The sequence below is a fragment of the Rhodovulum sp. FJ3 genome (genome assembly GCF_032918305.1).
In the GTDB taxonomy this organism is placed as follows: Bacteria; Pseudomonadota; Alphaproteobacteria; order Rhodobacterales; family Rhodobacteraceae; genus SAT37.
Window position 1 is genome coordinate 431,195 of sequence record NZ_JAWJUU010000004.1, and the last position, 10,365, is coordinate 441,559.

At 59.3% G+C, this 10,365-nt stretch carries 11 protein-coding genes; all 11 read left to right on the forward strand.

Features of this window, described 5'->3' with window-relative positions; translation table 11 throughout:
* Positions 1-27: 27 nt before the first annotated feature.
* The 11 genes from R1W00_RS13920 to R1W00_RS13970 all read left to right on the forward strand — a co-directional run bounded on the left by R1W00_RS13920 (position 28) and on the right by R1W00_RS13970 (position 10,226).
* Entirely contained in the window at positions 28-981 is a 954-nt protein-coding gene (locus R1W00_RS13920) for a substrate-binding domain-containing protein (RefSeq protein WP_317263351.1), read from the forward strand.
* Positions 982-1,061: 80 nt separating this feature from the next.
* Positions 1,062-2,144, forward strand: coding sequence for an ABC transporter permease (locus R1W00_RS13925; protein WP_317263352.1), 1,083 nt, complete (start codon positions 1,062-1,064; stop codon positions 2,142-2,144).
* An 11-nt stretch (positions 2,145-2,155) separates the two neighbouring features.
* Positions 2,156-2,992: an ATP-binding cassette domain-containing protein gene (locus R1W00_RS13930; RefSeq protein WP_303963147.1), complete on the forward strand. Its 837-nt coding sequence runs from the start codon at positions 2,156-2,158 to the stop codon at positions 2,990-2,992.
* Positions 2,993-3,048: 56 nt separating this feature from the next.
* On the forward strand, positions 3,049-3,831 hold the full coding sequence (locus R1W00_RS13935; RefSeq protein ID WP_317263353.1) for a TIM barrel protein: 783 nt from the start codon (positions 3,049-3,051) through the stop codon (positions 3,829-3,831).
* 31 nt (positions 3,832-3,862) lie between these two features.
* Positions 3,863-4,768 (forward strand): sugar phosphate isomerase/epimerase family protein, encoded by a 906-nt coding sequence (locus tag R1W00_RS13940; RefSeq protein ID WP_303963154.1) that lies wholly within the window; start codon positions 3,863-3,865, stop codon positions 4,766-4,768.
* Positions 4,765-5,790 (forward strand): Gfo/Idh/MocA family oxidoreductase, encoded by a 1,026-nt coding sequence (locus tag R1W00_RS13945; RefSeq protein WP_317263354.1) that lies wholly within the window; start codon positions 4,765-4,767, stop codon positions 5,788-5,790. The genes R1W00_RS13940 and R1W00_RS13945 overlap by 4 nt, the downstream gene beginning before the upstream one ends.
* A gap of 21 nt (positions 5,791-5,811) precedes the next feature.
* The gene (locus tag R1W00_RS13950) at positions 5,812-6,981 is read left to right on the forward strand and encodes a Gfo/Idh/MocA family oxidoreductase (protein WP_317263355.1); all 1,170 of its coding nucleotides are present in this window, start codon (positions 5,812-5,814) and stop codon (positions 6,979-6,981) included.
* Between the two features lie 26 nt (positions 6,982-7,007).
* Complete coding sequence (locus R1W00_RS13955) at positions 7,008-7,949, forward strand: sugar phosphate isomerase/epimerase (RefSeq protein WP_317263356.1); 942 nt, start codon at positions 7,008-7,010, stop codon at positions 7,947-7,949.
* Positions 7,950-7,960: 11 nt separating this feature from the next.
* Positions 7,961-9,004, forward strand: a complete 1,044-nt coding sequence (locus R1W00_RS13960) for a Gfo/Idh/MocA family oxidoreductase (protein ID WP_317263357.1) — start codon at positions 7,961-7,963, stop codon at positions 9,002-9,004.
* A gap of 5 nt (positions 9,005-9,009) precedes the next feature.
* The gene (locus R1W00_RS13965) at positions 9,010-9,300 is read left to right on the forward strand and encodes a putative quinol monooxygenase (protein WP_317263358.1); all 291 of its coding nucleotides are present in this window, start codon (positions 9,010-9,012) and stop codon (positions 9,298-9,300) included.
* Between the two features lie 50 nt (positions 9,301-9,350).
* Entirely contained in the window at positions 9,351-10,226 is an 876-nt protein-coding gene (locus tag R1W00_RS13970) for a sugar phosphate isomerase/epimerase family protein (protein WP_317263359.1), read from the forward strand.
* The last annotated feature ends 139 nt before the right edge of the window (positions 10,227-10,365 follow it).

A 10,365-nucleotide genomic window follows, 5' to 3' on the forward strand; every position in this document is an offset into this window, starting at 1 on the left:
GGGACCAAAATCAGGGAGGATATCGACATGAAACTGACCAAAACCCTTACTGCAGCTATGACCGCGGTCTTGGTGTCGACCGGCGCTTATGCCCAAGACATCGCCGTGATTGCAGGCTCGATCGAAGATGCCTTCATGGACAAGATCAAGAAGGGCGTCGATGACGCGACCCACATGGTCGAAGCCAACGGCGGCACCGTGCAGTACCTGCGCACCCAGAACTATGAAAACTTTGGCCCCGATCTGGTGACCCTGATCAACCAAGCCATTGCCCAGGGCGTTGACGGGATCGCGATCCCGGTATGGGTGCCTGATGCACAAATCCCCGCGCTGCAAATGGCGGCGGAAGAAGGCATCAAGATCATGCAATACAACTCGGGCCTACCGGTCAAAGCAGACATCGGTGCCATCAACTATTTCGGCTCTGACGAATATGCAGCTGGCTTTGGTGGCGGCAAATACATGGCCGAGAACGGCGCGACCCACATCCTGTGCCACATTCAGATTCCGGGTGCGATCAACCTTGAGCAGCGTTGCCAAGGCGTGTCCGATGGCGGTACCGAGGCCGGCGCGAAAGTGACCGTGATCTCGACCCCCGCCAACCTTGACGGCGACGTGACCGGCACCGCAGAGGCCATGAAAGCCGAGCTGATCGGTGATCAGTCCATCGACGCCATCATCTCCACCGCTGACTTCGGTGCCGCTGCCGCAGCCAACGCGGTCGAGCAGACCGGCATCGACCTGAAGATCGGCGCGTTCGATTTCTCGCCCGCCACTCTGGAGCGTATCTCCGGCGGTCTTCAGACCATGGCGATTGACCAACAGCCCTACCTGCAGGGCTTCCTCGCGACCTCGATGCTGTTTGCGCACCTCAAGTTTGGCACCGAGATCTCGACCGATCCGGTTCTGACCGGCCCTGCCATCATTGATGCCTCTAACGTGGATGCCGTCAAAGCAGGCGCAGAGCTTGGCGCACGCTAATCCAAACCATTGCTCCGGTCGGCACATGCCGACCGGGGCCCCAAGTTACACCCAGCGAAAAGCATCCCGAGGACGTTTCCATGGCTGACACTCAAGACAAAACCAACGCCGAGCCGGACGCGCGTTTTTCTCTGCTCGATCTTTTCCGGAACCCTGCCGCCGGCGCTTTTGCAGGCTTGGTTATCATCTTTATTTTCTTTTCTGTCTTTGGTTGGGAAAAGAACTTTCTGACCCCGTTGGGCGCGTCTACGTGGCTGAACTTTGCGTCCAAGGTTGGCATCATTGCCCTGCCGATCGGCTTTTTGATGATCGCCGGAGAACTGGACATTTCAGTCGGCGCACTGATCCCCGCAGGCGGTATCGTGTTGGCCATGTCGGTCGAGAATTTCGGTCTGAACATCTGGGTCGCCGTGGCCGTCACCTTTGCGGTGGCCGCATTCATCGGCTGGATCAATGGTGTTCTGGTGACCCGAACCGGCGTTCCGTCCCTGATCGTGACGCTTGCGACGCTGTTTGTGGTCGCAGGTCTGAACGCGTATTTCTCGAAACAGATCGCAGGCACCACGCAGCACAGCCTGCCTGATGTCGGTGTCGTGTCCGAGTTTATTCTGGGCGACTATCACTCGTGGATCATCGGTGAGGGCGACAGCCGCATCACGATTTTCCGCTCGCTGCAAAGCTCGTTCTTTATTTGGATCGTGGTCGCGGCGGCCTTCTATTACGTGCTGCACCTGTCGCCGTGGGGCAACTGGATCATGGCGCTGGGTGGCGATCAGGAAAGCGCCCGCAACGCCGGTATCCCGACCGACCGTCTGAAGATCGTCCTGTTCATGTTGTCGGCCATGGCCGGGGCCCTCGTTGGGATGACCGAAGGCGTGCTGGCGAACTCGGCGTCGACCACAACGCAGTTCGGTATGATCTTCAACTCGATCATCTGTGTGGTTGTCGGTGGTGTGCTGCTGACGGGGGGCTTTGGCACCGTCACGGGCACGGTCTTTGGCACGTTGACCTTCGGGATCGTGTTCCAAGGCATCAACTTCACCACGTTCGACAAAGACCTCAACATGCTCTTCATCGGTGTGCTGCTGCTTGCGGCCGTGCTGATGAATGACTCCTTCCGCAAATTTGCTAGCCGCGCGTCGACCGGCACGAAGAAAAAGTAAGGACCATTCCTATGTCTGATAACACTCCAGTCATCGAACTTCGCAATGTCGACAAGTCCTTCGGGCCCATCGACGTTCTGCATGAAATCAGCCTCAAGGTCGGCGCAGGCGAGGTGCTTTGCCTGCTGGGCGACAACGGTGCCGGTAAATCCACACTGATCAAAACCCTTGCCGGTGTGCATGCGCCGACCCGTGGTGAAATTCTGGTCGACGGCGAACCGGTTTCCTTCTCTGGGCCGCGTGATGCCCAAGAGCGCGGGATCGCCACCGTGCACCAGTTTGGCGGGACCTATCCGCTGATGTCGATTGGCCGCAACTTCTTTATGGGGGTTGAGCCGACCAAAGGTTTCGGTCCGTTCAAAATCTTTGACCGCGCCAAGGCCAACAAGATCGCGGTCGAGGAAGTCCAGAAGATGGGCATCACCCGTATCACTGACGGCGACCGTCTGGTTGGGGGTCTGTCAGGCGGTGAGCGTCAGTCGCTGGCCATTGCGCGCGCAGTGTATTTCGGTGCCCGCGTTCTGATCTTGGACGAACCGACCGCTGCTCTGGGTGTGAAACAGGCCGCGCACGTGCTGCGTATCGTGAATGAGGCCAAAAAGCGTGGTCTGGCCGTGATCTTCATCACCCACCAGGTGATGCACGCCATGGCCGTTGGAGACCACTTTGCCGTTCTGATCCGTGGTGCGATCGCGGCGGACTTCCGCAAGGGCGAGAAGTCGCGCGAAGAGATCGCCGACCTGATGGCGGGCGGTGAATCCATGGCGGACCTCGAGGCCAGCATCGAAGGCTACATGGAAACCCACGACGGCCATCCGCCCAAAGTGGGCCAAGAGGCTTCGGCCTAATCCACCCTTTTCAACCCTAGCTCGGGCTCCGGCCCGGGCGCTCAAGGATGACGCTCATGTCTCATTCATTCCAACTCGCCGCTTGCGCCGAGATGTTGTGGCAAGACAAGCCGATTGATTGGCGCGCCGCGCGTTTGCGCGAGATGGGCTTTGATGTCGGGCTTTGGTACTGGCAGCCCCACGATCATGACAAGCTGATCGCGACGGGTGCGACCTTTACCATCGTGAACGGCTATCTGCGCGGCACCCTTGCGGATGATGAGGGTGCGGACGAGCTGATCGCGACGGCGCGCGAAACCGTGCATGGCTGTCGTCGTCTGGGCATTCAGCGCTTTAACCTGCATGGCACGGGCCTGAATGAGAAGGGTCTGCCGGTCAAACCCTGTGAGGTGGTGACGGGCCAGATGTGGCTCAAGGCGCGCGACACGCTGTGCCGGATTGTGGAACTGGCCGAGGAAGAGGACGTGGTCTTTACCCTCGAAAACCTCAACCTGCCGGTCGATCACCCTAGGACGCCCTTTGCCAAAGCTGAAGACACGATCGCCTTGGTGTCGAGCATCGACAGCCCGCGTCTGAAACTGAACCTGGATCTCTATCACGCCCAAATCGGCGAGGGAAACCTGACCGAGCTGTGCCGCAAGGCCCAGCCTTGGATCGGTGAAATTCAGGTGGCCGATGTGCCCGGGCGCTGTGAGCCGGGCACCGGAGAAGTCAACTTTGCCGGTGTTGCCCGTGGTCTTGCCGCCATGGGCTACGACGGGCCGGTTGCGATGGAAGCTTGGGCCTCGGGTGACTCTGACGCCGCGCTCGAAGCATTCCGCGCCGCCTTTACACTTTGAAAAAGAACACAAATCGGGAGGAAACCCAGCCATGAAAATCGCACTCGACCCGTATATGCACCGACATCTGTCGCTTGAGGAACTTCCTTCTAAGGTCAAAGAGCTTGGCTATGACTGGATCGAACTCAGCCCCCGTGGCGATTTCCTTGAATGGTTCAAGGCACCGCGCGTATTTCCCGACCGCATCAAGAGCTTCAAGAAGGCGCTGAAGGATGCCGATGTAGGCATCGCCACCCTGCTGCCGATGTATCGCTGGGCCTCGAATGACGAGGACGAGCGTCAGGCCGCCATCAAGCATTGGAAACGTGCCATCGAGATCGCCGTCGAGATGGAAGTGGACACCATGAACAGCGAGTTCGGCCGTGGCCCGCATCCCGACAAAGGCACCTGCTATTGCTGTCACACGGGTTCGATGATCGAAGCCTGTGAAGACGCTTGGTGGCGGTCGATGGACGAGCTGGTCCCGATCTTTGAGCGTGAAGGGATCAACCTGCACATCGAACCGCACCCCGAGGATTGGGTCGAAACCCTGCAGCCGTCCGTGGACCTGATCCGGACCGTGAACAGCGATCGCGTAAAGTTCCTCTACTGCACGCCGCACACCTTCTATTTCGGGGATGACACCGTCGCGATGCTGCGCGAATGCGCCGACGTTCTGGCCCATGTGCATATCGCCGACACGTTCAACCACAAGGGCAGCTCGGGCCTGCGTTATATCCTGAACCCGCCGGGCACCGAGGCCCGTGTGCACCAGCACCTGAACATCGGTCAGGGCGAAGTGCCGTGGGATGATTTCTATCGCACCCTCGCCGAAATCGGCTTTGACGGCATCATGACCGCCTGTGTCTTTGCATGGGAAGAAAAGGCCGACGAGAGCGGCATCTTCATGCGCAATGAAATGCAGCGCCTCTGTGACAAGTACGGGGTGGGCAAATGACACTGAACGTAGGCGTCATTGGCACGGGTATGATCGGACAGGATCATATCCGTCGCCTCACCCAAGTTCTGTCGGGTGTAGCAGTTACGGCGGTCAATGACATCGACCGCACGCGGGCCGAGTCCGCCGCACCCGAAGGGGCCGAAGTGTTTGACACACCGCAGGCTCTGATCCGCTCGGATACGGTTGATGCTGTGTTGATCTGTTCTTGGGGTCCGGCACACGAAGAGCAGCTTCTGGACTGTATCGCCGCAGGCAAACCCGTGTTCTGCGAAAAGCCCATGGTCACCTCTGAGGCGGCCGCGCTGAAGGTCATGGAGGCGGAAGCCAGCTTTGGCCGCCGGTTGGTTCAGGTCGGGTTCATGCGCCGTTTCGACGGTGATTACCGCCGCCTGAAGGCCGTGATCGATGGGGGCGGTCTGGGGCTGCCGTTGATGTATCACTCCGTGCACCGCAATGCGTCGGTGCCGCCGGGGCTCTATACCTCCGAGATGCCGCTGAATGACACCTTGGTGCATGATGCGGATATCTCGCGCTGGTTGCTGTCGGATGAGATCACCGGCGTCGAGGTCCGTCTGCCGCGCCGGTCGCGTCAGGGCGTCGAATTGCGCGATCCGCATATTGTGCTGTTGCACATGGCACAGGGCGCGATTGTCGACGTCGAGATTTCGGTGAACATCGCCTATGGCTATGACATCCGCGGCGAGGTCAGCTGTGAAAAAGGCGTGGCCAGCCTGCCCAACCGTCCTGCCACGGTGATTTCCGATCAGTTCGGCATTCGCCAAGCGATCCCCGAAGATTGGCGTGAGCGTTTCATCGACGCCTACGACCAAGAATTCCGTGAATGGATTGATGCTGCCAGCAACGGCACGGCCACAGGGCCTTCGGCATGGGATGGCTATGCCGCCACGTTGACGGCCGATGCCGCGCTGCGCGCGGTGGACAGCGGTTCGTTGGAAAAAATCCACATGATCGAAAAACCCGCACTGTACGCGGCCGAGGCCCCATTGGCGGCCGAGTAGCTTTCTTAAGGGATTAAGAGAATGATCAACGGTGAAAGAACCATTCAGCGCCCCCTTCGCTGGGGCATGGTCGGGGGCGGCCGGACCGGTCAGGTAGGCTATAAGCACCGCACCGGCGCCTTGCGTGATGGTACCTATCAGCTTGTCGCGGGCGCGTTTGACCTTGATGCCGAACGCGGGCGTGACTTTGGCATGAACTTGGGCGTGGCAGAGGACCGGTGCTATGCGACCTATCAGGATCTGATCGCGGGCGAGAGCGCGCGCGAGGATCGCGTGGATGTCGTTTCGGTCGCCACGCCGAACTTTACCCATTACGAGATCACCAAGGCGCTGCTTGAGGCGGGCTTTCATGTGATCTGTGAAAAGCCGCTGTTTTTCACCGTTGCCGAGTGCGACGAAGTGGCAAAGCTGGCGGCGGACAAAGGTCTGATCGTGGGCGTGACCTATGGCTATTCGGGGCATCCGATGGTGCACCAGATGGCCGCCATGGTGGCCAAGGGTATGCTGGGCGACATCCGCATTGTGGACATGGAATACACCCATGGCTTTAACGCGGGCGACGATGACAGCGCCGACGCGGTCAAGTGGCGCACCAACCCCGCCACCGCGGGCTCGACATTTGTTCTGGGCGATATCGGCACCCACCTTTACTATATGTCCGAGGTGATCCTGCCGCAGCTCAAGATCGAAAAGCTGTTGTGCGACCGCAAGGCGTTCATCCCGTCGCGTGCACCTTTGGAAGATCACGCAACCGTCCTGACGCACTATGACAATGGGGCGCGCGGGCGGCTTTGGGTCTCGTCCGTGGATGCGGGCAACATGGGGTCCCAGCGTTACCGGTTCGTAGGCACCAAGGCCTCGGTCGCGTGGACAGAAACCCATCCTGATCAGATCGTCTATCAGGTTCAGGGCGAACCCGAACGCATCCTGCATCATGGCATGCCCTATCTTGCGGACGAGAGCCTTGCCTGCGACCGCATGGGTGCACTGCACACCGAGGGCTTGGGCGAAAGCTGGGCCAATATCTATCTTTGGATTGCCCAAGCCATCGACGCCAAGATGCGCGGCGATGAGGACTTCCTGAAAACCCACCACTACCCAGGCATCGAGGCCGGCACCGAAGGCGTGCGCTGGCTTGAGAACTGTGTGCGCTCGGCCGATGCCGGTGCCGCCTGGATCGACTACGCATAACCGTCTCTTTTGAGGAGTTCAGAGACATGAAACTTTCCATTTGCACCGATGTAATGGGCGATCTGTCCTTTACCGATATGCTCGACAAATGCGTCGACCTTGGGGTCGAGGGTATTGAGATGACCGGCGGCGGTTGGTCCCCTGCGCCGCATTTTCGCGCGGATGAACTGCTGGCGGACAAGGGCTTGCTCAAGCAGAAGATGGCGGAAATCAAAGCGCGCGGTCTTGAGATCGCCGCGCTGAACTGTTCGGCCAACCCGCTGGATCCCGGTGAGATGGGCAAACGCCACCTGCAAGAGGTGCAGGACACGGTTCGTCTGGCGGGTGAAATCGGCGTGAAAAAGATCGTCACCATGTCGGGTCTGCCCGAGGCGGCCCCCGGTGACACCGTGCCGAACTGGTTGGTGTGCACCAAGTCCTGGCCCGCTGAAATGCCCGAGTGGGACCGTTACCAGTGGGAAGATCGTGCCTTTCCCCTGTGGCACGATCTGGTGAAGCTGGCGACCGAAGTCGGCGTTGAGAAATACGCGCTGGAAAACTTCTCGGCCATGTTGGTTTGGAACCCGCGCACCCTGTTCCGTCTGCGCAATGAGGTTGGCCCGATGGTGGGTATGAACCTTGATCCCAGCCACCTGATGTGGATGGGCGCAGACCCGATTGCGTCGGCCCGTGCTCTGGGCGATGCGATCCACCACCTGCACGGCAAAGACACGCGGATCGAGCGCGTCAAAGCCGACATCGACGGCCTGCTGGAACCCAAAGAGGTCACCGACGTCAAAGATCGGACCTGGAACTACGTTGCCGTGGGTGCTGGGCGCGATCTGCAGTGGTGGAAAGAGTTCTTCTCGGTCTGTGGCATGGAAGGCTACGACGGCTGGGTCAGCCTCGAGATGGAAGATTTCACCATGTCGACCGAGGCAGGCATCCGCTCCTCCATCGACGCGCTGCAAGCAACAATCATTCGCTAAGGGGAAACACCATGAAGATCGGTGTTGTAGGTTACGGAACCGGAGGGCAGCATTTCCATACGCCCTTTATCGCGGCCGCCAAGGGTTGCGAATTGGCGGGCATCGTTGCGCGGGCGGAAAAGACCGTGGCAAAGGTGCGCTCTGATTGGCCGGATACACCGATCTTTGCCTCTTTGACGGATATGATTGATGCAGGCGTCTGTGACGCCGTGACCATCACCACCCCGCCGCACACGCGGCGGGAGCTGGTTCTCGAAGCGATCTCGGCAGGGCTGCATGTGATCGCCGACAAACCCTTTGCCCCTGATTACGACAGTGCCATTGCCTTGGGCCAAGCGGCGGAAAAGGCGGGCGTGACTCTGGCCGTCTATCAAAACCGTCGCTTTGACGCGGATATGCAGACCCTGCGCAAACTGGTTATGGACGACCGGTTGGGCAAGGTCTGGCGCGTGCATTCGCGCATGGATCAAAACAGCCCCGAAACCATCGAGGCCGGTCCGACCGGCGGCATGCTGCGCGATATCGGCAGCCACGTGGTCGATCAAATGATCTATCTGCTGGGGCCGGTGTCCTCGGTCGATGCGCAAATGGACATGTTCGATCTGCCTGCGGGCCCGACGGATGTCAGCTTTACCCTCACATTGCGCCACGAAAGCGGCGCGCACAGCCACCTCTCCTCGTCCAAGATGAACTATCTGGATGCGCGCGAATTCCGCGCCTATGGCGAAAAGGGCAGCTATCAATCGCTGACCACGGATGTGCAGGCGCAGGACATTTTTGCGGGCAAACGTCCCGCCGATGATCCGGAGGCTTGGGGATACGAGCCCAAAGAGAATTGGGGCATTTTGCGCGACGCGGATGGGGAACACATCATCCCGTCGGAACAAGGGCGCTATCACGACTATTACGAAGCCTTTGAAACGGCTGTGCGTACGGGTGTCGCCCCGCCGGTCACCGCCACCCAAGGCGCACGCACCCTTGCCGTGCTGGATGCCGCCCGGTTGAGTGCGCAGGAAAACCGGACCGTTCGCCTTGACGAAATCACCAAGGATTGATCGCCATGTACAAGTTCATCATCGCAATTCAGCTGCAACCGGGCACGCGTGAGAAAATCCTGAAACGCGCCCCTGTTGCACAGGCCGCGACCCGCGCCGAACCCGGTTGCATCGCCTATGATTTCTTTACGTGCACGGATGATCCGGACCGTCTGGTGTTTGTTGAAACATGGGTGGACCAAGCCGCGCATGATTTCCACATGGAGCAACAACACACCAAGGACTTCATCGCGTTTCATGAGCAGTTCCATGAATCGCTGGTCTTCGAAACCATCAACATCGCGTCCAACCAATGACCAAGCCGATCACGATATCCTGCGCTCCATGTTGCTGGGGTGTTGACGACGTGAACAACCCGCACCTGCCCAGTTGGGAGAAGGTGCTGGATGAGGCGCGCGATGCAGGTTTTGGCGGTCTGGAACTGGGTCCTTACGGCTACATGCCACTGGACGTGACGCGGGTTTCGGATGCGCTGGATCAGCGCGGTCTGTCGATTGTCGCGGGCACCATTTTTGATGATCTGGTATCGCTGGATAACCGCGAGAACCTCTTGCGGCAAACCCGCGAAATCTGTGCCCTGATCACACAACTGCCCAAGCCGCATTCGCATGATGGACAGCGTTTTGAGGCGCCCTATCTGACGGTCATGGACTGGGGTCACGGCGTGCGTGACTTTGCCGCCGGTCATTCTGACCGTGCCCCGCGTCTGGATGGAACGGCATGGTCGAACATGATGGAAACCATCCGTCAGATCAGCACCCTCGCGCGTGATGAATACGGTGTGCGCGCCACGATCCACCCCCATGCCGGCGGCTATATCGAATTCGCGGATGAGCTTGAGGCGCTGGTGCGCGACATCGACGCCGACACTGCGGGCCTGTGTCTCGATACGGGCCATATGGCCTATGCCGGTATGGATCCGGTTGAGACCCTGAGACGCTATTGGGACCGCGTGGATTACATCCACTTCAAGGACATTGATCCGGTTGTATTCGATCAGGTCATGGCCCAGAAAATCCGCTTTTTCGATGCCTGCGCCAAAGGGGTCATGTGCCCGATCGGTCGCGGAATTATCGACTATCCAGCCGTCCGCGCCTTGCTCAGTGAACTGGGCTATGGCGGCTATATCACCATCGAACAGGAACGCGATCCACAGAATGCGGGCTCTATCCTAGACGACCTCGCAGCATCGCGAACCTTCCTCAAACAAACAGGTTTCTGACTATGACCACACTTGATTTGATTACCATTGGGCGTTCCTCGGTTGATTTGTATGGGTCTCAGGTTGGTGGGCGCTTGGAGGATATGGGGTCCTTTGAGAAGTACATCGGCGGGTCCCCGACGAACATTGCGTGCGGGAC

Bases quoted from the DNA above. Each gene is read 5' to 3' on its own strand.
- R1W00_RS13920 (WP_317263351.1), top strand. From the start codon at position 28: ATGAAACTGACCAAAACCCTTACTGCAGCTATGACCGCGGTCTTGGTG.
- R1W00_RS13925 (WP_317263352.1), top strand. From the start codon at position 1,062: ATGGCTGACACTCAAGACAAAACCAACGCCGAGCCGGACGCGCGTTTT.
- R1W00_RS13930 (WP_303963147.1), top strand. From the start codon at position 2,156: ATGTCTGATAACACTCCAGTCATCGAACTTCGCAATGTCGACAAGTCC.
- R1W00_RS13935 (WP_317263353.1), top strand. From the start codon at position 3,049: ATGTCTCATTCATTCCAACTCGCCGCTTGCGCCGAGATGTTGTGGCAA.
- R1W00_RS13940 (WP_303963154.1), top strand. From the start codon at position 3,863: ATGAAAATCGCACTCGACCCGTATATGCACCGACATCTGTCGCTTGAG.
- R1W00_RS13945 (WP_317263354.1), top strand. From the start codon at position 4,765: ATGACACTGAACGTAGGCGTCATTGGCACGGGTATGATCGGACAGGAT.
- R1W00_RS13950 (WP_317263355.1), top strand. From the start codon at position 5,812: ATGATCAACGGTGAAAGAACCATTCAGCGCCCCCTTCGCTGGGGCATG.
- R1W00_RS13955 (WP_317263356.1), top strand. From the start codon at position 7,008: ATGAAACTTTCCATTTGCACCGATGTAATGGGCGATCTGTCCTTTACC.
- R1W00_RS13960 (WP_317263357.1), top strand. From the start codon at position 7,961: ATGAAGATCGGTGTTGTAGGTTACGGAACCGGAGGGCAGCATTTCCAT.
- R1W00_RS13965 (WP_317263358.1), top strand. From the start codon at position 9,010: ATGTACAAGTTCATCATCGCAATTCAGCTGCAACCGGGCACGCGTGAG.